Origin of the sequence: Roseibium aggregatum (genome assembly GCF_014692675.1) — a bacterium.
Taxonomy (GTDB): Bacteria; Pseudomonadota; Alphaproteobacteria; order Rhizobiales; family Stappiaceae; genus Roseibium; species Roseibium aggregatum_C.
In genome coordinates, this window is record NZ_JABFCZ010000019.1 from 100,504 (window position 1) to 124,912 (window position 24,409).

The following is a 24,409-nucleotide window of genomic DNA, read 5'->3' on the forward strand; positions in this document are numbered from 1 at the left end:
TCGTAGCTCGGTTCTGGCGGAGCGGCCCCAAAGAAGTTCATTTCCCGGCAAGATCTCTGATCGCCGGGTCGAAGCAGCCTTTTAGCTTTCGGCTCTTCACCTGTCCAGAAAAGCCAGCGGATGAAAGGCCGTTCGGACGGAAATTCTAATGACAAACAGAAAAACCTCCGGAGCGGGCCTCCGGAGGTTTGCTTCTGTGAAGATCAAGGATCGGTCGCGGACCGACGCTTATTCCTGATCCAGGACGGGGCCGTCGTCGTCCTCGCCGCCGCTCGGGTCGATGATCGCATCGGCGATCAGGCCCGCGTTCTGACGGATTGCCAGTTCGATTTCCCCTGCCAGTTCCGGATTTTCGCGCAGGAACTGCTTGGAGTTTTCGCGGCCCTGACCGAGCCGCTGGCTGTTGTAGGAGAACCAGGCGCCGGATTTCTCGACGATGCCGCCCTTGACGCCGAGGTCGATCAGCTCGCCCATCTTGGACACGCCCTCGCCGTAGATGATGTCGAATTCCACCTGACGGAAGGGAGGCGCCAGCTTGTTCTTGACCACCTTCACGCGGGTCTGGTTGCCGACCACCTCGTCGCGGTCCTTGATGGAACCGATCCGGCGGATGTCGAGGCGGACAGAGGCGTAGAACTTCAGCGCGTTGCCGCCGGTGGTCGTTTCCGGCGAGCCGAACATCACACCGATCTTCATGCGGATCTGGTTGATGAAGATCACCATGCACTTCGACTTGGAGATCGATGCAGTCAGCTTGCGCAGGGCCTGGCTCATCAGCCGTGCCTGCATGCCCGGAAGGCTGTCGCCCATTTCGCCTTCGAGTTCCGCCTTCGGCGTCAGGGCCGCGACGGAGTCGATCACCAGAACGTCGATAGCCCCGGAGCGGACCAGCGTATCGGCGATTTCAAGCGCCTGTTCGCCTGCGTCCGGCTGGGAAATCAGAAGGTCGTCGATATTGACGCCGAGCTTGCGGGCATAGATCGGATCGAGCGCGTGTTCCGCGTCGACGAAGGCGCAGATCCCGCCCTCCTTCTGCGCTTCGGCCACCGTGTGCAGCGCCAGGGTGGTCTTGCCCGACGATTCCGGTCCGTAAATCTCCACGATGCGGCCGCGCGGAAGGCCGCCGATGCCAAGGGCGATATCGAGCCCGAGCGATCCGGTCGAAACGGCCTGGACCTCCACGACCTGCCCCTGCCCCATCCGCATGATGGATCCCTTGCCGAAGGCCCGTTCGATTTGCGACAGCGCTGCATCGAGCGCCTTGGTCTTATCCATCTGGTTGCTTTCTACGAGACGAAGTGAACTTTGTGACATGGCTCCAGCTCCTTATTCCACGATGGACCCGCCGTTTCAAACTTTGCCTTTGTACCAGTTTTGTTCTCTTTTCGCAAGCATGCGTAAATAATTGAAAATTATGACGAAAATTCAATATGTTCACAAGATGTTCCGTTTTTATACAAAAAAATGTAACGTTGCGTCAGTTTTGAATCAATTTCCGTTATACAGAGAATCGCTCACATTGCCGCCGAGACCCATTGCAGCCAGGTCGCGCAAATGCGCCCGGCGCGTCCGTTACCGCCCTCGCCTTCCGCGGAGATGAAATGCCCGATACCCCTTCCCGGTCTGTCAGCCCCGTTGTGTGCGTCGGCGCGGTTCACTGGGACAGCCTCGCCCGGGCCCGCCGCCCGATTGCACCCGACACCTCCACGCCGTCGGACATAATCCAGGCCCCCGGCGGTGTCGCAACGAATGTCGCCCGGGCCCTGATCCGGCTCGGTATCCCCGCGACGCTTTGCGGCGTCATCGGCGACGATGTTCCCGGCCGGGCGCTGGCCGAACAATTGGGCCGGGAGGGCCTCTGCCTTCGCCTGGCGGAACGAAAGGGACAGGTCACCGGCCAGTATCTTGCACTTCACGATCCGGACGGCAGTCTCGTCGCGGCCTGTGTCGACGATACCATTCTGGCGGAGGCGTCGCCGGAGATATTCCAGGCCGGGCTCGCGTCCCTGGCGGCCGAGATGCCGGCACATGCCTTCTGGTTCGCCGATGCCAATCTGCCGCCGGACATTTTGAAGGCGATCGCCGGCCATGCCCCGTCAGGCCGCCTCGCCGCCGATGCGGTTTCCGTGGCCAAGGCGGATCGGCTCACCGCAATCACGGGCGCGCTCCGGCTCCTGTTCGCAAACCGGGCGGAGGCCGCCGTCCTCGCAGGCTGCCCTGAAACGGCGCCCTTGAGCGAAATTGCGGCCCGCCTGACCGACCGAGGCATTTCCGAAGCAGTCATAACCGATGGAACCGCGCCGGCCCTGGCATCGGACGGCTCCGGCTTCCGGGAATACCGCCCCGATCCGGTCGCCATCCGCGATGTGACCGGAGCCGGGGACGCCCTGATTGCCGGAACACTGGCTGCCCTTGCCCGCGGATATGACCTTTTCGACGCCGTTCCCCCGGGGCTGGCTGCGGCACGCCTGACCGTTCAATCCGCCGGAGCCGTTTCGGCCGATCTGTCGTGGCAGAACCTTTCAGGTAAACCTGATATCAATCCCGTTTGATTAGGAACGGTCTGAGGGAGCATACCCCCTTAGCCGACCCATCCGGACAACAAGAGGCCGCACGTGAAACGTTTCGAGATGATCACCATTGCCGAGGAGGTCCAGACGGCCCTTGCCGAAGGCAAGCCGGTCGTGGCGCTGGAATCCACCATCATCACCCACGGCATGCCTTATCCGGCGAATATCGAGACGGCCCGCCAGGTGGAGGATGACGTCCGGGCAGCCGGCGCCACCCCGGCAACGATCGCGGTCATGGACGGCAGCATCCGGATCGGACTGACCAATGCGGATCTCGACCGCCTGGCCAATGCGGATGACGTCATGAAATGCTCCCGTGCGGATCTGGCCATTGCCATGTCGCAGGGCCGGATGGGATCCACCACCGTGGCGGCGACCATGATGGCCGCCCATGCGGAAGGCATCCGCGTCTTTGCCACAGGCGGCATCGGCGGCGTGCACAAGGGCGCGGAGGAAAGCTTCGATATCTCGGCCGATCTGGATGAGCTGAACCGCACGCCGGTCTGTGTCGTCGCCGCCGGCGCCAAGGCCCTGCTCGACCTGCCCAAGACGCTGGAAGTGCTGGAGACCCGGGGCGTTCCGGTGATCGGCTATCGCACGGATGAGCTGCCCGCCTTCTGGTCGCGGGAAAGCGGGATTGCCGTCCCCTACCGGATGGACACCCCTGAGGAGATCGCCGATCTGTTGAAGGTGCGGCAGGTCTTCGGCTCCCACGGCGGCGTCCTAATCGCAAATCCGGTGCCGGCCGAACACGAAATTCCGCGCGCGGAAATGGCTGGCTACATCGATGAGGCCGTCGCCCGGGCGGCAGCGGACAACATCCGCGGCAAGGCGGTGACTCCTTATGTCCTGTCGGCGATCCTGGAACTGACCGGCGGGCGCAGTCTGCGGACCAATATCGGGCTTGTCCGCAACAACGCACGGCTCGCCGCACAAATCGCCGCCGCTTTATAGCCACCTTCTGCGCGAGACTGTCGCAAGCGGGTAACAGGCCCGCGCGGAAGGACCCGTCCCGCCGGTTAAGTCGTTGACACTCTGCACCAAGCCTGCCCTATTTGACGCGCTGCGGCATGGCATCGCTTCCATTGATGCGGGATTATGGGCCATGGCCTGCAGCCAGCGAAGGAGGCTTGCAAATGGTTGACACGCCGACGACGGAATCAAGCACCACACCGGAAACGACCTCGGGGGCGATCACCCCGCTCCAGTATCTCGACCGGGCGCTCGCATCGTTGCGCGACCTCGGTATCAAGCCGGAAACGGAAACCGACGCGCCGATCAATGCGCTCCTGGAACAGATCTCGGAACTGTCGCCCGACAAGATCCTGATCATCACGCGCACCCTTGGCCAGGCCTCCCACTTCAACGAGGTGGTCCGCACCCAGGTTCAGCAGATGGACATCGGCGAGCGCTACGAGCAGATCACCGAAGCCTTCAATTCCATCCGCGATGACGCCAAGGCCCTGGTCGACCAGCTGGCCGACGGCAGGATTTCCTTTACCGAAAACCTTGCCAACAAATGGCGTGACATGCGCCGCGGCACGATTTCCGACCGCTTCGACGACATCCGCGGCACCTACAAGGACGTGGCCCGCGCCACCAAGGACCAGATCGAGCGTGAACAGACGATCCTGGAAGCCTATCTCGATTTCCGCGGCGCCCTGAAACAGGCCGAGGTTTACGCCCTGGAAGTCCTGAAGGTCGCCACCGATCGGCTGGATGCCGCAAAGACCACCCTGGAGGCCGCCTCCAACGCGGTCGCAGCCTTCACCGGCGACGATGCGGCCGCCAAGGCCAGGCTGGAACTCGCCCGGGATGAAAAGCTGCGCGAGATGCAGGATGAGGAAAAGCGTTATCAGGTCGCCAAGGATCTCTCCGACAACCTGACCATCGGCTACAATACGTCCGAGATCATCATGGCGCGTCTGATGCAGACAACCAACGCCAAGGAACGGGTCTACGCCCAGTCGGTCAGCTTCTTCTCCACCAATGAATCGGTGCTGACGGCCCTGAACGCCTCCTTCACCGGCCTCAAGGGCCTTCATGAATCCACCGAGACCCTGAACGCCATGAAGGAAGGGGTCAACAAGAGCCTGGAGACCCTTGCCGAAATCGGTGATACGGTTCAAAAGGAAGCCCTGAAAGCGGGCTACGGCCCGACGGTACAGGCGGCATCGGTGAAGAAACTCGTTGATTCCGTTATCAATTTCCAGGTTCAGTCACGCGAGATCATCAACGAAATGCGTGAAATGTCGACGAAGAATTCGGAAGAGATCCGGACCGCCGTCGAAGACGGAAAGCGCCGGCTTGCGAAACTCGCGGCCGAAGGAAACGCCCTGAAGCACTGATTGAACGGCTTGCCGGAGCGCTTGTGTTCCGGCAACCGCCCAACGGAGAAGATGGCTGAATGGCGGATAAGGCCGACGCCCCCCTCGACGATCTGATGATGGCAATGGATGTCGTGGACACCCTGCGCCACGATGAGGACCTCGTTGCCAAGGAGCTGGGCGCGGAAGACCGGGACAAGCGGATGATTGCGCGCCTGCGCGAGGTCTATGCGTCCCAGGGCATCGAAGTTCCCGATCATATTCTGCAGGCCGGTGTGGAAGGGCTGAAGGAAGACCGCTTCGTCTATGCGCCGCCGTCCGCCGGCGCCATGCGCCTGCTCGCCCGTATCTATGTCACCCGCATGATCTGGTCCAAGTGGCTGGGCGGCCTGGTTCTGGCCTGCGTCATTCTCGTTGCCGGCTGGCAATTCCTGGTCGTCGCGCCCCGGGAGCGCGCCGCCGCCGCCCTTCAGGTCGAACTGACCCGGGAAATCCCCGAAACACTGACTTCGCTTTCTCAGCGGATCGCCGGCCTGAACCCGGAAAAAACCGCCCTTGAGGAAGCCGGCCGTCTGGAAAGCGCCGGACGAACGGCGGCGGAAGACAAGAACATCGAGGCCGCCCGCAAGGCGGTCGCGGATCTGCGCACCCTCGCATCGGACCTTGCCGCCGTCTATGATGTGCGCATCGTCTCGCGCCCCGGAACGCCCACCGGCGTGACCCGGATCCCGGACGCGAACCCGAACGCGAAGAACTACTACCTCATCGTCGAAGCCATCGGACCGGACGGCAAGGCGGTGGAACGCACGGTCAAGTCGGAGGAAGACGGCAAGGAAAAGACCGTCACCATCTGGGCCCAGCGCGTTCCTGAATCGACGTTCGAAAAGGTGCGCAAGGACAAGGAAGCGGACGGCATCGTCCAGGACAATCTGCTCGGCACGAAAGTCCGCGGCAAGCTCGGGGTCGACTGGAAGGACGCGGTCGAAAAGGGAGCCATCACGACATGGTAGGTTCTTTCCGCGCTGACATCACGAGGAGCTTTGCGCCATGCCGCTGACCGGACGCCAGGCTCTCGGATCGATCGAACAGGCCCTTGCCGATCTGAGGCGCGAGGAGGCCGAACTGGTCAGCCGCATCGACCGGGCAACCCGTTCTCTCACCGACCTGCAAACCCGGCAGGGGGAAGCCTACCGGGAACTGGCGCGTTTCCGTCTCGACAATCAGGCAGCCGATACCCTCGACAGCCGGCTGGACAAGGCCGCGCGCGAGGCACGGCGCCTTCTGGAAAAACGGGCATCGGACCATAAGGTCCTGTCCGATCAGCTGCGGGAAAAGGAAACCGCACGCTCCGAAAAGCAGAAAAACCGGGAGGCCCTGGCGCAGGAGCGGGAAGAAGCGGCCTCGCGCATGGACGAATTGATGGAAACCGTCGATGCGCAGCTGGAGACCGATGCGGATTTCCTCAAACAGAAACAGATCACGGAGCAGGCGGCCCGAACGGCGCAAGCCGCTGCCGCCAAGGCGGAAACCTCGGAACAGGACCGGCAGGAAAAGAGCAAGGCCTATGAGGCCGATCCCCTGTTCATGTATCTGTGGGAGCGCGGATTCGGCACCCCTGAGTATGACCGGCGCGGCATCATCCGCTCGCTCGACCGCTGGGTTGCCGGCCTGATCCGGTTTCACGATGCCAGGGCCAATTACGCCATGCTGACGGGCATACCCGAGCGGATGGCGAAACACGCCGAACATTGCGCCGAGATGGCCCGACAGGAAGAGGAAAAGCTCGCGAACCTCAGCCGGAAGGCCATGTCCGACGCAGCCGGCGAGGATCTCGCCGGCCGGATCGATCAATTGTCCGACCGGATCGCCGAACTCGATAAAGACCTGCAGGCGATGGACCAGTCCATCGACACCCTGTCCAGGGCGCTTCAGGAATATGCCGAGGGCGAGGACGATGATTACAAGAAGGCGGCCGACGAACTTTCGACGTCCCTGAAGACGGACGAGCTGGAAGACCTGTGGCGGCACGCGCTCGACACGCCGTCTCCGGAAGACGAAAAAATCGTGCGTCGGATCGAGGACATGCTCGAGCGCATGGAACAGGTGTCCCGGGAGATGCGCCAGGACCGCGAGTTGCAGCGCGACATTTCCCGTCGGCGGGCAGAGATGATCGAGGTCACGCAGAAATTTCGCCGAAGCGGCTATGACGACTGGGATTCCACCTTCTCCGACAATTCCCTGACCACCGTCCTGCTGGGCGAACTCGTCAAGGGGGCGATCAGCGGAGCCGAGTACTGGGCCCGGGCGAAGAAAAGCCACCGGCGCCGCAAACCGCGCGGCGGCCGGATCGGGTTCCGGCACGGCAGGGGCCTGCCGGGGTGCATGGGCGGTGGGTTTTCCGGCCGAGGCCTGGACGGAACGGGTCGGGACTCCGATGGCGGATCCGGGGGGTTCGGCGGCGGCGGCTTCAGGTCCGGCGGCAGCTTCGGCGGCGGCGGTTTCAAGACCGGCGATACGTTTTAGCCGCTTCAACGGTACAAAGCCCCATCCAGGAAGGGACCTATGATCGATCCGAAGCCTTACCGGAAATTCGCAGCCTACAACGCCGCAATGACAGCCAGGCTCTACGACACCTGCGCGCAGATGTCCGATGAAGACCGGAAGGCCGACCGCGGCGCCTTCTTCAAATCGGTCCATTCCACGCTCAACCACCTGTTGTTCGCCGACCGTGTGTGGATGAGCCGTTTCACCGGCAAGGCATACGAATTCGGTGCCATGGGCGTCGATCTCTACGACGATTTTTCCGAGCTGAAAAACGCCCACCTGGAAATGGCCGGTGACATCGAAGCCTGGGCGGAGACCCTGACGCCGGAGTGGCTGTTAGGCGACCTGCGCTGGACGAACATCGCGGGAACGGTGACCAGCGAGCAGCCGAAATGGCTGCTGGTCTCCCATCTCTTCAATCACCAGACCCATCACCGGGGCCAGATCACGACGCTTCTCACCCAGGCCGGGCTGGATATCGGCGTGACCGACCTGCCTTTCATTCCCGAATTCCAATCCTGAACGGCGACCCTCACAACCGCTGGTGTAACAAAATTTCAACCCTATTTATGGCTAACCTGTAATTAATGGGTCCTGGCCCTAGGTTTCAGCGCTTCACCCGGAAACGAAGGACAGCGTCATGCGCAAGCTGCTCATCCCCGCCATCCTGATGGCCCTGTCGGCCTGTCAATCGTCGACGCAGGGCCCGTCGCGGCCACAGCCGACGCTTGATGTTCCGGACGGCGCCCAGAGCGTGACGATTGCTGCCGATCCGGCCGCTGTCCATGCCGCCCTGGTGGCGAGTGCCGCGGAAAAGGGGACGCCGATCGTCCAGGACGAGCCGAACATGGTGGTCATGGAACGCCAGATGACCGGCGCGAACCCGGCGCTGGACGCGGAATTCGGTCCCTCCGACAACGGCCTGCGCGTCGTCAGGATCCGGGTGCGCTTTACCGGCGACACCTGCAAGACGGTCGCCGTGCAGGACCTGGCGGTGATCAACAACACCCATACGGCCCTGGAACAGAGTTTCGTTCTGCCCGGCAATCCGAACACGATGGAAAGCCTGCAGGGCCTGAAGTCCCGCGCGGAACTGAACAGCTCCTGCCCGAAGTTTTGAGCGAGGCCCGCCTCAGCTCGACAGGACTTCCTTCACCGTGGTGGCGAGCTGCTTCAGCGTGAACGGCTTCGGCAGGAAGAAGAACTTCTCGTTTTCCGGCAGGTTTTCCTCAAAGGCGTCTTCCGCATAGCCAGAAACGAAGATGATCTTCAGGTCGGGCCGCGTCTTGCGCAATTCCACAAGCAGCGTCGGCCCGTCCATTTCCGGCATGACCACGTCGGAGACCACCAGATCGACCTCGCCGCCGGTCTCTTCCATCACTTCCAGGGCTTCCGTACCGGAACTCGCCTCGTGCACGGTGTAGCCGCGCGAGGCCAGCGCCCTGGCGGCAAAGGCCCGCACGGCCTCCTCGTCCTCCACCAGCAGGATCGATGCCGAACCGGTGAGATCGGCCACCTTTTCCGGCTCCGCCTGCGGCTCCGGCCTGGTTTCTTCCTCCACGGCGGGAATATATCTCGGCAGGAACAGGCGGAAAGTCGTGCCCGCATCGACCTCGCTGGTGCAGAAGATGAAACCGCCGGTCTGCTTGACGATGCCGTAGACGGTGGAAAGCCCGAGCCCGGTTCCCTTGCCGACTTCCTTGGTGGAGAAGAACGGATCGAAGATCTTTTCCATGACTTCCGGCGGCATGCCGGTACCGGTGTCCTCGACCTCCACCAAGGTATATTCGCCCGGCGGCATGCCGCGGGTGTTCTCGAACTGGGTGGATTCGGCTTCCGAGACGTTTTTGGTGCTTATGGTCAGACGCCCGCCGTCCGGCATTGCGTCGCCCGCGTTGACTGCCAGGTTGACGATCACCTGTTCCAGCTGGTTGAGATCGGCCATGACCGGCCACAGGTCCCGGCCGTGAATGACCTTCAGCTCCACCTTCTCGCCCAGAAGGCGGTCGAGCAGGATCGAGAGATCGGCCAGCACATCGTTGAGCTCCAGCCTTTGCGGCCGCAACGTCTGACGCCGCGAGAACGCCAGGAGCTGGCGCACCAGGCCGGCGGCCCGGTTCGCATTCTGCTTGATGTTCATGATGTCCTGGAACGACGGGTCGGTCGGCCGGTGGCTTGCCAGCAGCAGGTCGGAGAAGCCGATGATCGCGGTCAGGACGTTGTTGAAGTCGTGCGCCACGCCGCCTGCGAGCTGCCCGATCGCCTGCATCTTCTGGCTTTGGGCGAACTGCGCTTCCAGCGCCCGCTGCTGGGTGGTTTCAAGCGCATAGACGATGGCGGCCTCGCCGTCGCCTTCGCCTTCCTGGACCGCCGAGACATAAAAGGTCGCCGACCTCGGATCGTTGCCGGCGGAAAGCGGAATGTCGATCGGCGAGATCTCGCCGATCCCGTTGGCTGCGGCCTTGAGCGCCTTGGACAGTTCCTCCCGGCCGCTTTCGGCCACATAGGCCTCGAGCTTCGGCGACTCCTCGTTGAGGTCGATGGCCCCGAACAGGCGCAGGAACGGCGCGTTGGTGCGCAACACCCGGCCTTCCTTGTCGAGCGAGGCGATGGCGATCGGCGTGTTGTTGAAGAAGCGGGCGAACCGTACTTCCGCGGCCCTGAGGGCTTCCGACGCCTCCTCGCCGCGCGAACGGTTGAGGACCAGCGTCCGGCTGTCCCCGGGCTGGCCGTTTTCGCCGAACGGCACACGGTGCAGCAGGCGGACCGGCAGCCCCCGCCCCTGCCGGGTCATGAAGTCGAGGTCGAAGGTTTCGCTCTTGACCTCGCCGGCCTGTCCCTTGATGGACCGGATCAGCTCGGCCCCGTCGCCGCTGACGATGGCATCGAGATCCAGTTCACCGATTTCGAACTGCGCCAGGTCGTAGCCGAGCCAGTCGGCAAGCGTAGCGTTCAGATAGACGATCCGGCCTTCGCCGTCGCAGGAAAAGAAACCCGCGGGCGCATGATCTAGAAAATTGATGACCCGCTGAAGCTCCTGGAAGGAATTCTCCTGATCCGCCCGGTCCCGGGTAATGTCCGCCAGTTGCCAGACGGTCAGGCGCCGTCCGCTGCCGCCGTCCTGGGGGCTGACCGACAACGGCCTGATGATCACCCGGTACCAGCGCGCACCGCCTTCGCCGCGGCCGAGCGGAAAGGGCATGCGGATTTCTTCCTGGGCCCGCCGCCCGTCACGCATGGCCTGGGACAGGCGGAATATCGCGTCGGCCGCATCCGGATCGCTGGAAAAAACCCGCTCCAGCGCCCGGACATCCGCTGCCGTCTCCGCACCCGTCAGGTCCGCATAGGCCTGGTTGGCATAGATCAGCCGGCCCTCGGTGTCGGTGATAAGCGCGCCTTCGCCGAGCGTGTTCAAAAAAGCGGATGCGATCGGATTGCCGCTCTGCCGGGAGGACAGTTTCAAAAAGCCGATGGCTCCGGCGAACAGGCAGAACACGCCGACCACGGCCAGAATACCGAGCAGACCGAGGACGAACGGCTGGGCCCGGGCCTTGTCCATCACGGCAAAGCCTGACGCGGCACCGACCAGCACCAGCGCCAGCAGGATCAGCAGCCAAATGTTGCCGGAACGTTCCGGCCGGTCGATCATCGGCTCGCGCGGCGTGCCGTCCTCGTCATTCATTCTGTCACTCCCTGGCCCGAATCGTCCTGACGGGCCCAGCCCAGCATTCTGCGCATTTCAGCCAATTTCAACCGCTCTCAGGCCCCGGAACCGGGCCAGAGCCCATCAATCCCCTGTCCGCAGGTGTTTACCGGCCCTAATTCGCCCGCCAGCTGGTCTTTTTGCGCATCCGGAACACGAAGCCGATGACCTCGGCGACCGCCTTGTAATGGTCTTCGGGAACCATCTGATCGATGTCGACGGTGGCATAAAGGGCGCGCGCGAGCGGCGGGTTCTCGACCACCGGGATATCGTTTTCCCTGGCGACTTCCCGGATCTTGAGGGCGACCGCATCCGTTCCCTTGGCAAGGCACACGGGCGCGCCCATGCCGTCTTCGTATTTCAGGGCCACCGCATAGTGCGTCGGGTTGGTCACCACGACCGTCGCCTGAGGCACGGCCGCCATCATGCGCTTGCGGCTGCGTTCCATCCTCAACTGGCGGATCTTGCCCTTGATCTGCGGATCCCCTTCCGTCTGCTTGTATTCTTCCTTCACTTCGCGCAGCGACATGCGCTGTTTCTTCAGCCATTTCTGGCGCTGATAGATGAAATCCGCACCGGCCACCACGGTCATCACCGCGAGCACGGCGGCAAGCAATTGCAGCACCAAGGCGCGGGCTTCGACCAGCAACACCGTAGGATCGGAGAAGATCATGACCTCGGCTTCGTCCTTGTGCGGCCACAGGACCGCGCCCATCAGCGCGCCGACGATCGAGATCTTCGCCATGCCCTTGGCGAAGTTGACCAGGCTGTCTGCCGAAAATAGCCGCTTGAACCCGGACACTGGCGAGATCTTCGACAGTTTCGGTTTGATCGTCTCCGCCGTGAACACCAGCTGGTGCTGAACCAGGTTACCGGCCACCGCCATCAGCACCAGGGCCAAGAGGGGCAGGCCGATAATCAGCGCGACCGACTGTCCCGTATCCCGCCACAGCGATCTCAGGGCAAAGCTGTCGACCGGGATCTGGGCGGCATGCTCCATGTAGCCTTTCATCAGCTTGCCGAGGGAAGACGCGATGTCCGGCGAAAAAATGCCAATCAGCATCGTGGTTCCCGCAAGAGCGAACCACGTGCTGACTTCCATGGATTTGGGAACGTCCCCCTTATCATGCGCTTCCTTCAAGCGCTTTTGCGTGGGGTCCTCGGTTTTCTCCGAATCGTCGGAATCGTCGGCCATAGCGTTCCCCTACCCCGCCGTGAACATGCCGAGCGCCTTCTGGAAATGATCCATGTAGAAGGTCATGATAGCACCCAGCAGGACGAGAAGAAGGGCCAGCCCGATCACGATGTTCACGGGCATGGCGATGAAGAAGATCTGCATCTGCGGCATCAGCTTGTTGAGCAGGCCGAGGCCGAAATAAAACACGATGCCGACCACGATGAACGGCGCGGCCATGCGCACCGCGACGGAAAACACGTCGGCGACCGTCTGGGTCGCCATGGCGGCGAAATCCCCCAATGGCAGCCAGTGCCCCGGCGGGAACATGGCAAAGCTGTCATGCAGAGCCGAAATCACCAGGTAATGGCTGTTGGTGACAAAGACCAGGGTCACGCCGAGGATGGACAGATAGTTGCCGAACAGGGCGCCCTGCTGTCCGGCATTGCTGATATCCGTACCGAGCGCGAATGCCATTCCGGACTGGCTGGCGATGATGACGCCTGCCGTCTGCAGGGTGAAGGCCACCAGTTTCGCACAAAGCCCCACCGCGAATCCGACGGCCAGTTCTCCGCCGAAAAGAGTGAGCAGATGCAGGAGGTTGTCGGTGACATTCGCCGGATAGGTTGCAGATCCTGTCGGATAGAGGATAAGCGTGAGAGCGAGCGCTATTGTCAGGCGGAGGCGCGCCGGAATGGAGGACTCGCCGAGCGCGGGCATGATCATGATCATGGTGCCGAGGCGGGCGAACATGAGCATGAAAACTGCGGCGATCTCCGGCAGGAAGGACAGCTGCAGGGTCATGCCGGCACCCCGCCCTGCTTCAAGACGTCGAGAGGATCAGCTCGCCGATCCGCGCCATGAACGCGGCAAGCGTCTGGCCCATGAACGGCAAGGTGATCAGCAGGGTCAGGAAAATAGCGAGAATCTTCGGAACGAACACCAGCGTCATTTCCTGGATCTGGGTCAGCGCCTGAAACAGGGCGATGACCACACCCACGACAAGACCGACGATCATTACCGGACCGGCCACCAGGATCATGGTCCAGACGCCTTCACGGGCGATATCGAGCACTTCGCCGCCGGTCACGTGTCCGTTCCCCCTTCGTCAAAGGTCAATGGGCCGGTCAGATCGGCATCCGCATGATTTCCTCGTAAGCCGAAATCACCCGGTCGCGGACCGTCACCATCGTTTCGAGAGCTACTTCGGTTTCCGAGATTGCCGTGACCACGTCAACAACATCTGTCTTGCCTTCCACAAGACCGATGGACTTCTGGTCGGCGTCCCGGCCCTTGTCGACGACGGTTTCCACTGCGTCTTGAACCATTTGGCCGAAATTCGGGCTGTTCCGGTCCGGCTGAAGATCTTCCGTCCCCGCCGTCGACTGCGCCAGCCGCGCAGCCATCTGATAGGCATTACTGGCAATGGTCGGTGTGGACATTGCGTTTCAATCCTTTTCGTTGAGTCGCTGATCGCGGGGGCTGTCTGCCCGGCTCAAGCGCGCAGAATATCGATCGTCCTTTGCACCATCCGGCGGGTCGCCTGGATGACGTTCAGGTTCGCCTCGTAGGACCGCTGCGCCTGACGCATGTCCACGGTCTCGACGAGCGTGTTGACATTCGGCCGGCGCACGAACCCCTGCGCGTTGGCGGCCGGATGGCCCGGCTCGTAACGCTCCACGAAATCCGTCTGGTCTTCCGCGATCCGTCCGAGTTCGACCACCTCGGCGCCGATCTCCTTGTCATAGTGGCTCTTGAAGGTCGGGATCTTGCGCCGGTAGGGGTCTTCGTCCGGCGTCCGCCCGGTCGAATCGGCGTTTGCGATGTTTTCGGCGATGACCTGCATCCGGTTGTTCTGCGCCTTGAGGCCCGAAGCCGAAACGAACAGTGCCTTGATCAGATCCATGTGGGTTCTCCTGTACGTTCACTCAGGTCATGCATTCTTGGACAGCGCGGTACGGATCAGCCCGAGGCTGCGCGTGTAAATGGCGGAGGCCGCCTGGAAATCCATCTGGTTCTCCGCGACCTTCATCATCTGCTCTTCAAGGACGACGTTGTTGCCACTGGGCGTGACCTCGAACATGTCCTTTTTCTCAACCTTGCCCGAATCCGGCGATATCATCGCGCCCGACAGGTGCCCGGCCTCGGTCCGGACGGCTTGCAGGCCGAAGTTCTCCCGTCCGAGATGATCGGCGAAATCGTAATCCTTCAGTTCCTTGGCCTTGTAATCGGGCGTGTCCGCGTTCGCGACATTCTCTGCCAGCACCGACTGTCGGACCTGGTGCCATTGCATTTTCGATTTCAAAGCCTGAAACAGGGGCAGATCGGTTATGGCCATGCGAGTCACCAATTGTTAACGAATTAGGCAAACTTTGCCGACCAGAAGGTTAACGAAAAGTTAACGCGCACCTCATCCTCCGGGTGCAGACCTGCAGAAAACCGTGGAAGGTCAATGCCAGCCTTTGCAATTTGCAAGATTTAAGGCCCTGATGGCGGGCAGAATTTTCCCATTTCTGTTAACCTCGAAAAATGAGGGGGATTCGATAGCGCGCGCTGCCGCAACTGGCAAAAATGCGGTGGATCAACGCAGCGATCGGCAATAACAAGACTGCATGAATGAGTGCGGCCGGTGGTAAAGGCCCGCTTGGCGAGCCTGAGTTCGAGGGAAGTATGTACACTTTGATTGAAAACACCTTTGGCATCAGCGACGGATTGGCGCGCGCCTTGACCTTCGCCATCGCGCTCGCGGTCGTCCTGGCCCTCTTTGCGCTCCTCATCTTCGTCATCAACCGCCTGGCGGGTACGCGCAATCTTTCGGTCAGGAACAGGCAGCCCCGACTGGCCATCATGGATAGCGCGAGCGTCGACACAAGGCGTCGCCTTGTCCTGGTGCGACGGGACAACATCGAGCATCTGATCCTGATCGGGGGGCCGAGCGATGTGGTCGTGGAACAGGGAATTATCCGCGGAACGCCGCTTGCAGCCGGACATCCCCGCCAGCAGCCGACCCTGACCAACGGAAATGCCCAGATACCGAACATGGAGGGCATGGCCGCATCGGTTCCCGCACCCGGCGCCGCACCGACCGGCCAGCCGTATCCGGAACCGGCTGCCCCTGTTTCGTCTCCTGTTCCGGCCGCCGCGACCGGCCAGGTCGAGGCTCCGCAACGGATCACGCCGCCTCAGCCCGCACCATCGCAGGCTCCCGTTTCACCCGCAGCGGACGCAGCGCCCCAGGCTCCGGCAGCGAGAGCGGCAGCAAGCAGTGGCAGCGCCACCGTTTCCTCCCTGCGCTCAAGGCTCGGCGACCTGACCAGAACGGCGGGCAAATCGGTCGGCAAATCCCAACCGCAATCGGCAGCGACCCCACCTTCAACGACACAGCCCTTAAAGACCGGCGCCTCGGTCTCCGCCTTCTCCAGGCCCCCGTCCGCGATCAAGCCGCAGGACGCCGGTAAACAGGAGTTTGGCAAGAAGGACGAAAGCGGCGCGCCCGCACAGCCCGAACGCCGGGAACCGCAGGTCTCCCAGGCCGCCGTCTCAAAACCGGCACCCGCCCCCCAGTCCCCTCAACCGCCTCGCGCCTCGGAACGGCCGGCAGCACAGGCGCCGACAGAAGAAACTCCTGCGACCGGTTTCGCGCGTACCCTGGCCAGACCGCTCGCCAGCCGTCCGTCAGCGCCCAGACCCGTCGGACCGACCAGAACGGTTTCGCCCCCCTCTTCCGGTCCTGCCGCCAAGGCCCTGACCGCCTTTCCGAAAGCCCCTCTGGAAGAACGGAAAGAACCGGTGATGGATGCCAAACCGGCACCGGCCGCCGAAAGCGCTGCCGAAGCCAAGGCCTCCCCTGCACAACAGGCTGCGGACGCCGGCACAGCCGGCCAGCCGGCGGAAGCCCCGGCAGTCGAAGCAACGCCGACGACGCCCCCGTCTCCGGCCGCAGAAGTGAAGCCCGAACCGTCTCACGTTGAAAAAGCCTCTACGGAGCAAAGTGCGCCGGAAAAGGCGACTTCAGAAAAGGCAGGAGCAGAAGAACCGGCAGCGCCGGTTGAGACGGAAAAGGCTGCGGCCGTGAAGGAAGCAGACCTGCCGGAAGAAGCCGCGGCGGAAACGCCTGCAGCGGAAAAGGCAGATACTGCGGCGACGGAAGCGACCGAAGGTGAAGCCCCTGCCGAGGCAAAGGCGGAAGAGGCCGACGCCGTGAAGAAACCGGACGCCGATGCCCAGGCCGAAACGGCTAAGGAAAACGCCCCTGAGGCCGGCAAGACGACGGAAGACGACAAGACGGAAAGCCCGGAGCAGGCCTCAACGGCCGACGCCGGTGAAAAGGACGCGAAAGCGGAAGACAAGAAACCGGAAAATGGGCAACCGACTCCGGATGCCGAGGCCAATCCGATTGAGGACGAAATGGCAAAGCTTCTGGATGAAATCCACGGAAATCAAAAAGCATGATCCCTCGTTTCGGCCGCGCCTCCCGGCGGCTGACGCTTCTCATCCTTCTTCTGGGCACTCCGGTGCTGGCGCTGCTCGCCGGACCGGCAGTGGCGCAGGACATAACGGTCGGGTTTGGCCAAAACTCCAGCCTGACCGAGCGGGCCGTTCAGCTTGTCGCCCTGCTGACCGTCCTTTCGCTGGCGCCGTCAATCCTCGTCATGGTGACGAGTTTTACCCGGATCGTTGTCGTCCTCTCCCTGTTGCGCTCGGCAATCGGATTGCAGACGGCGCCGCCGAACATGGTCATGGTCAGCCTGGCCCTGTTCCTGAGCGCCTTCATCATGGCGCCCACCTTGCAGACGGCCTACAACGAAGGTGTTGAACCGCTCGTCAACGGCGATATCGAGTTCAATCAGGCCTTCGAGCGCGCGTCGATCCCGTTCCGCAAATTCATGTTGTCCCAGGTGCGTGAGAATGACCTGGCCTTGTTCCAGGAGCTGTCAGGCAAACCGGCCCCGGAGACGCCGGACGATCTTGAAATGAGCACGCTGGTGCCGGCCTTCATGATCAGCGAATTGCGGCGGGCCTTTGAAATCGGCTTCCTGCTTTATTTGCCGTTCCTGATCATCGATCTGGTGATCGCGTCGGTGCTCATGTCCATGGGTATGATGATGCTGCCGCCGGTGGTGATCTCGCTGCCGTTCAAGCTGATCTTCTTCGTGCTGGTGGACGGCTGGAACCTAGTGGCCGGATCCCTGGTCAAGAGTTTCGGCGCAGGATAGATCCGCCCGCCTTTCCTCTCCTCTCTTGTGACAACCGGACTAACCGGTTGGAGCGGTCGCGGCCACCTGATCGGTGTTGTGTTTCTGCGGCGTCATGTACTGGCGCCGGTATTCGTCCAGGAAGGTTTCGAGCGTGTCCGTATCGGCCAGCTTGTTGGCGACCTCCAGGAACTCCACGCCCTGCGCATCGATGGGCCGGGTGACCACTTCGAAGGCCGCGGCTTCGGGACTGTCCGCCATCTTGGCGATGTATTTGGTCTGAAGACGGTTGAGGCTGAGCTGGTCACCGGCCAGGGAATAGGCAATACCCGCCCTGAGGATGTCCCGCCGTTCGGTCGCATCGAGCGGGATCGAGTCCGACCAGCGCGATCCGTGCATGGCTTCCAGCTGCTCACCCGCTTCACGCCAGCTCTGCGCCGCCCAGAAGGTGTCGGCACGCAGGCGGTCCACGTCGCTGCCGCGCATGTTGCGCACCAGTTCCAGTGCCAGGTCCGGCCGCCCGCTGGCCGTAAGCGCCCGCGCCTCGACGATGTTGCGCTGACGTTCCAGGGTGGACGGCAGGCTGGCCTGCCGGGTCAGGTTGAGCACTCGCAGCGCTTCGTCAGGCTTGCGGTCAGCAAGATAGAGGGCGGACAGATCCGCCGCGATCTGCGCGCGCGCAGCACCCTTCAGGCGATTGTCCACCTGATGGCGCAGTAGCTCGATCGCCTGATCGAGCAGATCCACTTCCACAAGCCGCTTGGCAAGCAGGCGGACCATCTCGTCCCCCTGCCGTCCGATCGGGGTCATCTCGCGGAAATCGTAAAACAGCGCCAGCGCCTTGACCGGGTCCATCTCGTCGGCCTTGCCGTCCAGGAACAGCGAGGCGAACAGGCCGTTCATTTCCTCCTGCAGCAGCCGGGTCGTATCGGAATCCGGGTTCGCCTGCACGGCGGACTTCATGGCCTCGAAGGCCTCCCGGTAATGCCCCTTTTCCGCATAGAGCTGCGCCAGGAAGCGCAGCGTCTTGAGTTCGATCTCGTCCCCGCGCCAGGAGGTGGCAAGACCGGCAAGCTTGTCGATTGCCTCGTCGATGCTGATCTCACCGTCCCGGTAGCGGATCCGCAAGGCCCGGTACTCCGCTTCCGCCGCCCGCGGCCGATCCTCGGATTTCGCGACGAAATCGAAGGCCGACAGCGCTTCCTGAGACCGGCCCGAGGCATCCGCGACGCGGCCGCGCAGGATGTCGTAGCGCGCAGCCTGCGAACTGGTCACCTCGCTCGGCTCGATTTCCGCCAGCACCGAGTTCGCGACACCGAAGTCATTCGCCTCGACCATGGCCTGGGCCGCCGCGAGATTGAATTCCGCCTGGATGGTCTTGGGATAATTGCCCACGACCGCCCGTCCGCGCGGCATCACGATCCGGGCCTCGGTCCATTCGTTGAGGGCGACCGCGACAATGGTCTGCCAGACGGCGGCATCCGGACTGTTTTTCAGGTCCGGACGGTTCAGATGATTGTAGGCGTCCTTGAAGTGGTGCGCCATGGTTTGCGCCGCGCCCATCATGAGATTGTACGAACTGTCCTGCGCAAGCGCCGGATCCTCTTCGACGGCAAGGCGCATAAGGCCGAGCGCTTCCTGGGCGAACTGGTGCGCCAGATAGAAACGGCCGAGGTCCATCAGCGCCTTCCGGCGGTGCCCTTTCGGCGCCTTGCTCAGATTGTCCTGGAGGGTATGCAAACGGTCGGCATAGGTTGCCGGGCCCTCCGTCGTCAGCGACACGAATTCCACATAACCCGGCTCGTTCGGGTCCACGATGGAATTGAACGTCCCCGTACCGCCGCGCAAATGACGATTGGACAGGGAAAGCCCCCCGGTCTTCTCGATGATCACATCATCACCAAGCAGCTTCATGCTGACACCGTCGGATCGCGAAACGATGGCAACGCCTTGCGCAGAACTCAGGACGTCCAGATCGACGAATTTCTGCGGCTTGAGCAATCCGCGCGGCGGACCGAAGCCGGTCACGATGGAAATCTTGTCGCCGACGAACGGATCTTCGATCTCACGGATATTCTGCGGGTTCTTGTACAAGACCCGCAGGACCGATCCGCCGTCGCCACGCACATTGCGCTCCATCTTCAGCGGAATGGACGGTTCCAGGATCATGTCGCCGATGACGAGGCTCCAGGCATTGCCGTCCAGGCCGACCGTCGCCAGCACGGGATCGTTCATGTCCATGCGCAGGATCTGATAACCGTCCCGCTGCTCGACATCGATGTTGGCGGCCGTATCGGACAGGGCCGAAACCATGCCCCTTATGTCGATCGTCGCGTCCGTATCGAAAACGAGCCAGATACTGTTGTTACGCCGGAAGACCGCGCTGGAAACCGGCTCCACGAACGGAAACACGACGCGAACCGTCTTGCCGATACGCCGTGCTTCGGCGGAGACGAAATTGCGCACTTCATCGGCGAAATCATCCGGTGGGGTTTCCGGGGAATTGGGGATCTCCTGACCGCCATTCGCCCGCCAGACACGTCCGTTGCCCGGCTTGTCATTGAGAACGACGGCAGGCGGAACGGCATCATTCGCATTCGCGGGCCCGACCTCGACCGGCTCCGGCGCTGCCATTTCCAGCTGGGCCGCGCCTTCCGGCCGGGGCGCATCCGCAGGGCCGGGAGCAAGCTGGGCCGCGGCGACCGGTTCGGGCGCTGCCGGGGCAGCTTCCGCCGGAGCCGCCGCCTGCTGAGGCGCAGCGTCGGCTGCCTTTTCGTCCGTCTTGCCGGCCATCGCATCGGTGGGCGCATTGCCGGCCGGCTTTGCCGCCGGCATATCTTCAGCCGGAGGAGCGGCCTGTGCCGTTTCCGGAATGTCGGCGGCAGCCGTTTGCGGAGCGCTATCGGCCATCGCCGTGTCTTCGGTCTTGGCCGGCTTCGGCTTCGGCGCGACCGGGACAGCATCGGCAGCGGCTTCGGGAGCGGCCTTTGCAGAGGCGTCATCGGATTTCGGCGCGGCCCCGTCCTGCTTTGCCGGCACGGGAGCCGGAGCAGCGGGAACGGCTCCGGCGGTCTCGCCTTTCGGCGGAACCGGGGTCGAAGGCGTCTTTTCCGCCGGAGGCGCCGGTTCTGCGGGGGGCGCCGGTTCTACCGCGGGTAATGGAGCCGGTTGCTCGGCACCGGCCGCTCCGGGAACCGCATTGAAGGGAACCATCGCCAGCGCGGTCTCGTCCTGGACGGGATCGGACTGCGTTTCCGGCAGGAGCATCCCTTCTTCGGACTTGTCCGGTTGAGGCGCCGCTTCCGTGTTTCGGACCCCGGGCGCGGTAACCATCTGCTGGCCCTGGCCTCCGGCGCCCGCGTTCAGTGCGGCATTGACCTGCTCGTTGGCCGGGTCCCGCGGCTCCATCCGCTCCGGCGTGACATCGATGACGTAGGTCTGGTCTTCCCGAAAGGCCCGGATATCGACCGTGGGATCGACCCGCATCAGGAACTTCAGCTTGCCCTTGTCCAGAAAGGACGTGGCATCCACGACCCCTTGAGGCAAGTGCGCCCTGAGGTCGGAAACGTCGAGCTGAGCGGGATGGTTGAACGTGACCTTGACGATATCGTCCTCGCGCACGAAAGCGGTATCGAAACGCACCGACCAGTCGAATACCAGCCGGGTGAAGGTCGGATGCTCGCCGATGTGCAGGGTGACCTGCGGTCCTTCCTTCACCTTCAGCCGCGCCTGCTCCAGCGCCCGGACCTTGCGCATGGCTTCTTCCGCGCGCTTGGCGAGTTCACGCACCACGTCATCGGGAAGGCCCGGCGGCAGGCCCTGCCAGTTGGCCGGCAGAATGTCGACGAACAGCTTCTCGCCTGCTTCCAGGGTGTTGATCTGGAACTGGCCCTTGAGGGCGAACCGGATCGCGCTGCCGTCCGGGTCGCGGCGGGCAATGGTTATGTAGTCGCTGAGATCGAGCGGCACATCATCGACGTTGATGTCGATGGGGGTCTCGAAGGAAATCCTCAACACGCCGCCGGTGATGACAGCGTCGTAGACCGGCAGCAGGGTCCGGTCCTTGAAGGTCAGGACCATGCGGCCGTAGCCTTCCTTGGGCTGGACCTGAAGGTCCACCGGCTCCAGGGACTGCGCCCGGGCGGCCGGAGAAACGAGAAACTGTGCCGATATCGAGAACACGCACAGGAAAGCGGACATCAGGCCGACTGCCAGACGTCTTGAGCGCCGGGGCTCCCCCCGCGTCCCTCCGCGATTCCAGATGTGCTTCAGCACAGAGATTTTCCTTCGGATGCCACCTGTTCTTGACGTTATTTTGGCCGTATTAACGCGGCCTTACGCAAATCGCTGAAAAGTGCCGGATTTGACTAGTTGGAGCGGATTTTCGGCAGGTCGGCCTGCATTGGCTTGGAATCCGACACCGGATCATCCGTACTACTCGCGATGGCGACGGTCAGGCGCTCCGCCGCTTCTGCGGACATCTTGCCCAGAATATCCGCCATTTTGCGCGGCTTCATCTGACGCACCACCTTCAGCAACACCGGCATGCTCAAGCGGTCGAAGATGCGCGCAGCATCCTTGGGCTTCATGCTTTCATACATGGTTACAAGGCCCGCGATTTCGCTTTCGTCCTGCTTGCGTTTCTCCTCGACCTTGCCCTCGATCTGCTTTTCAAGCTTTTTCAGCTCTTCCACGCGCTTCTGGATGCGCTCCTCCGTCGCCTGCAGAAGCTTTTCCCTGAGATCGAGCTGTCCCTGCTGCTTGTCGAGATCCTTCCGCCTTTCTCCGAGGCTTTCCAGAACGGCGCGTTCGGCGGCCGATCCGCCGATTTCCAGCGATTCCGGCAACACCGGCGCTTCCTCGGGCGGCGCCTCGCCGCCCGGCTTCATGGCGCCGTCATTGCCGCCTGCGCCATCGGCCGGAGCGGAGCCAGGCATGGCAACCGTGGCATCACCGCCGGGTGGCGTCCCCGGCGCTGCCGCCGGCTGGTCCTGCGTCGATTCCTGCGCGACCGCTCCATCGATCGGAGCCACATCCGCCACCGGCCCAAGCACAAGGCCAAGCAGCTTCAGCGCCAGCAGGGCGCTGGCGGAGACTCCAACCACAGGAAGCAGGCGAATGTTCATGCAGCAGTGCCCCCGGACCGCTTGCGGAACTGCTCAAGCCGCGCCGTTGCCTCCGCCGCGGCGCTGCGGATGTCGTCGGCCCTCGGCGCGCGGACGCGGGCTTGAGGTTCGTGCATGGCAGGAGACGCGGCCATATGCGGCATGTGCGCCGGCATGGCTGCCGGCTGCGGCGCGGGCGCATAGGTTTCCCGGTGCACGGACGACCGGCTTGCCGCCTCGGCAATCTGACTGATGCGGGTAAAGACTTCCTCACCCTTCACGACCTGAGCCGCCAGTGCATTCGACATCTTCTCTGCCTGACTCAATCGGTTACCCAGGGACTGGTCGGCTTCGTTTGCCGTCGCCTTCAACCCGAGGATAGCGCGTTCGGCAATTTCGGTTGCCGTCATCAACTCGGAGATCGTCGCCCTTAAGGTTTCTTCATCGGCACGTAATCTCTGCAGCCGCGAGTTCAAGATCCAGCAATACGCAATGGTTACCAAAAGGAGAATCGCGACCAGGCCTTCGATGATCATTCCGACTGGCGGGGTGCTCATGGTGTCTCCATTTCGTTTTGCATGGCGCGCTCGAAAGCAGCCAGGGTCATTTTGGGTTTGCGCAGGTTCTTGGCGACCCGAATCGCAATCGAATCATCGACTTTCCCAAGCGTTCCTTCGGTCAGCGGAACGTTGCCGCATTTTATCGTGACCGGGTCCGCCGGGTCGACGTCGAAAACCAATGTTTGCCCAACATCCAGACTCAAAACGCGTCCAAGCGGCAGATATGTCTCGTAAAGCACCGCATCCACCTCGACTTCCGCAGAGTGAATCTCCGTCGCAAGGTGTCCTTCCCAGATCGGATCGCGACCGAATTTCTCGCCCATGAACATCTGGAGCAGCAGATCGCGAATCGGCTCCAGCGTTGCATAGGGCATCATGATCTCGACGGTGCCGCCGCGATCTTCCATGTCGATCCGCAGTTCGACCAGGATGGCGGCGTTCGCCGGACGCGAAATCGCCGCGAACCTCGGGTTGGTCTCAAGCCGTTCGAGGTTGAAGTGAACCGGCGACAGTGGCGCGAACGCCTGCTCCGCATCCTGCAGGATCAGAGCCACCATCTGCTGCACGAGGTTGGTCTCGATCGTGGTGTAGGGCCGGCCTTCCACGCGCACCGCGCTCGTGCCGCGGCCGCCGCCCAGAAGCACGTCGATGATCGAGTAGATCAGGCTCGATTCCACCGTGATCATCCCGAATCCATCCCACTCCTCGGCCTTGAAGACACCCAGAATGGCCGGCAGCGGGATGGAATTCAGGTAATCGCCGAACCGCACCGAACTGATGGAATCCAGCGACACTTCCACGTTGTCGGAAGTGAAGTTTCTCAACGAGGTGGTCGTCAGGCGGACAAGCCTGTCGAACACGATCTCGAGCATCGGCAGGCGTTCGTAGGACACCATTGCCGAGTTGATCAGGGCGCGGATACCGCTCTGATCGCCGGCGATCGTGTCCTCGATATTGAAGCCGAGGAGGTTGTCGATTTCCTCCTGGTTGAGGACACGGTCGGCGCCGCGGGTGGCATTTTCGAGATCGGGCTCGCTGTCGTCGATCATGGCCGCCCATTGCGCAGCCATGTCGTCGGAGCTTCCCGCCCCCTGCTCCTCGAGCGCCGCCCCCCAGGCCGCCGCTAGGTCGTCATCGTCACTGCTGCCTGCGCCCTGTTCGGCAAGTGCCGCCCCCCAGGCATCGGCCATATCTTCTTCGGACAGATCGTCGTCTTCGTCAGCCATTTCGC

At 62.7% G+C, this 24,409-nt stretch carries 21 protein-coding genes; 9 read left to right on the top strand and 12 right to left on the bottom strand.

All coding sequences use genetic code 11. The annotated features are described in order from the left end of the window. Positions 1-228 precede the first annotated feature (228 nt). Positions 229-1,314, bottom strand: a complete 1,086-nt coding sequence (recA, locus tag HK439_RS17400; protein WP_190292786.1) for a recombinase RecA — start codon at positions 1,312-1,314, stop codon at positions 229-231. Between the two features lie 287 nt (positions 1,315-1,601). On the opposite strand from recA, the gene HK439_RS17405 reads away from it, so the two are divergent. The 7 genes from HK439_RS17405 (at position 1,602) to HK439_RS17435 (ending at position 8,561) form a co-directional block, all read left to right on the top strand. Further along, the gene (locus HK439_RS17405; RefSeq protein WP_190292787.1) at positions 1,602-2,552 is read left to right on the top strand and encodes a PfkB family carbohydrate kinase; all 951 of its coding nucleotides are present in this window, start codon (positions 1,602-1,604) and stop codon (positions 2,550-2,552) included. A 78-nt stretch (positions 2,553-2,630) separates the two neighbouring features. Further along, positions 2,631-3,524: a pseudouridine-5'-phosphate glycosidase gene (locus HK439_RS17410; protein ID WP_190292819.1), complete on the top strand. Its 894-nt coding sequence runs from the start codon at positions 2,631-2,633 to the stop codon at positions 3,522-3,524. A 182-nt stretch (positions 3,525-3,706) separates the two neighbouring features. Further along, entirely contained in the window at positions 3,707-4,918 is a 1,212-nt protein-coding gene (locus HK439_RS17415) for a cell surface protein (RefSeq protein ID WP_190292788.1), read from the top strand. A 59-nt stretch (positions 4,919-4,977) separates the two neighbouring features. Further along, positions 4,978-5,907: a DUF6384 family protein gene (locus tag HK439_RS17420; protein WP_190292789.1), complete on the top strand. Its 930-nt coding sequence runs from the start codon at positions 4,978-4,980 to the stop codon at positions 5,905-5,907. 37 nt (positions 5,908-5,944) lie between these two features. After that, complete coding sequence (locus HK439_RS17425) at positions 5,945-7,420, top strand: hypothetical protein (protein ID WP_190292790.1); 1,476 nt, start codon at positions 5,945-5,947, stop codon at positions 7,418-7,420. A 39-nt stretch (positions 7,421-7,459) separates the two neighbouring features. After that, positions 7,460-7,963 carry a DinB family protein gene (locus tag HK439_RS17430; RefSeq protein ID WP_190292791.1) on the top strand — a complete coding sequence of 168 codons (504 nt, stop codon included), beginning with the start codon at positions 7,460-7,462 and terminating at the stop codon, positions 7,961-7,963. 118 nt (positions 7,964-8,081) lie between these two features. Then, on the top strand, positions 8,082-8,561 hold the full coding sequence (locus tag HK439_RS17435; RefSeq protein WP_190292792.1) for a hypothetical protein: 480 nt from the start codon (positions 8,082-8,084) through the stop codon (positions 8,559-8,561). A 12-nt stretch (positions 8,562-8,573) separates the two neighbouring features. Here the strand turns inward: HK439_RS17435 and cckA are convergent, their stop codons facing one another. From cckA to flgB, 7 genes are all read right to left on the bottom strand, one after another. Then, positions 8,574-11,123, bottom strand: a complete 2,550-nt coding sequence (cckA, locus tag HK439_RS17440) for a cell cycle histidine kinase CckA (protein ID WP_190292793.1) — start codon at positions 11,121-11,123, stop codon at positions 8,574-8,576. 136 nt (positions 11,124-11,259) lie between these two features. Continuing rightward, positions 11,260-12,339, bottom strand: a complete 1,080-nt coding sequence (flhB, locus tag HK439_RS17445) for a flagellar biosynthesis protein FlhB (protein WP_190292794.1) — start codon at positions 12,337-12,339, stop codon at positions 11,260-11,262. Between the two features lie 9 nt (positions 12,340-12,348). After that, complete coding sequence (fliR, locus tag HK439_RS17450; protein ID WP_190292795.1) at positions 12,349-13,122, bottom strand: flagellar biosynthetic protein FliR; 774 nt, start codon at positions 13,120-13,122, stop codon at positions 12,349-12,351. Positions 13,123-13,141: 19 nt separating this feature from the next. After that, complete coding sequence (gene fliQ / locus HK439_RS17455; RefSeq protein WP_190292796.1) at positions 13,142-13,408, bottom strand: flagellar biosynthesis protein FliQ; 267 nt, start codon at positions 13,406-13,408, stop codon at positions 13,142-13,144. Positions 13,409-13,445: 37 nt separating this feature from the next. Continuing rightward, entirely contained in the window at positions 13,446-13,760 is a 315-nt protein-coding gene (locus HK439_RS17460) for a flagellar hook-basal body complex protein FliE (RefSeq protein ID WP_190292797.1), read from the bottom strand. Positions 13,761-13,813: 53 nt separating this feature from the next. Next, entirely contained in the window at positions 13,814-14,224 is a 411-nt protein-coding gene (flgC, locus tag HK439_RS17465) for a flagellar basal body rod protein FlgC (RefSeq protein ID WP_190292798.1), read from the bottom strand. A gap of 27 nt (positions 14,225-14,251) precedes the next feature. After that, positions 14,252-14,656: a flagellar basal body rod protein FlgB gene (gene flgB / locus HK439_RS17470; protein ID WP_190292799.1), complete on the bottom strand. Its 405-nt coding sequence runs from the start codon at positions 14,654-14,656 to the stop codon at positions 14,252-14,254. A gap of 332 nt (positions 14,657-14,988) precedes the next feature. On the opposite strand from flgB, the gene HK439_RS17475 reads away from it, so the two are divergent. Continuing rightward, entirely contained in the window at positions 14,989-16,770 is a 1,782-nt protein-coding gene (locus tag HK439_RS17475; RefSeq protein WP_190292800.1) for a flagellar biosynthetic protein FliO, read from the top strand. Beyond that, positions 16,767-17,534, top strand: a complete 768-nt coding sequence (gene fliP / locus HK439_RS17480; protein ID WP_190292801.1) for a flagellar type III secretion system pore protein FliP — start codon at positions 16,767-16,769, stop codon at positions 17,532-17,534. Before HK439_RS17475 ends, fliP begins: the two co-directional genes overlap by 4 nt. Before the next feature lie 39 nt (positions 17,535-17,573). On the opposite strand, the gene HK439_RS17485 is transcribed toward fliP, so the two are convergent. The 4 genes from HK439_RS17485 to fliM form a co-directional block, all read right to left on the bottom strand. Continuing rightward, the gene (locus HK439_RS17485; RefSeq protein WP_209011897.1) at positions 17,574-21,713 is read right to left on the bottom strand and encodes a hypothetical protein; all 4,140 of its coding nucleotides are present in this window, start codon (positions 21,711-21,713) and stop codon (positions 17,574-17,576) included. Positions 21,714-21,880: 167 nt separating this feature from the next. After that, a complete protein-coding gene (locus tag HK439_RS17490) occupies positions 21,881-22,639 on the bottom strand; it encodes a MotE family protein (RefSeq protein WP_190292802.1) in 759 nt (252 codons plus the stop codon). Further along, positions 22,636-23,154, bottom strand: a complete 519-nt coding sequence (locus tag HK439_RS17495) for a DUF6468 domain-containing protein (RefSeq protein ID WP_419247595.1) — start codon at positions 23,152-23,154, stop codon at positions 22,636-22,638. The genes HK439_RS17490 and HK439_RS17495 overlap by 4 nt, the downstream gene beginning before the upstream one ends. A 17-nt stretch (positions 23,155-23,171) precedes the next feature. Further along, entirely contained in the window at positions 23,172-24,404 is a 1,233-nt protein-coding gene (gene fliM / locus HK439_RS17500) for a flagellar motor switch protein FliM (RefSeq protein ID WP_209011898.1), read from the bottom strand. Between the last annotated feature and the right edge of the window lie 5 nt (positions 24,405-24,409).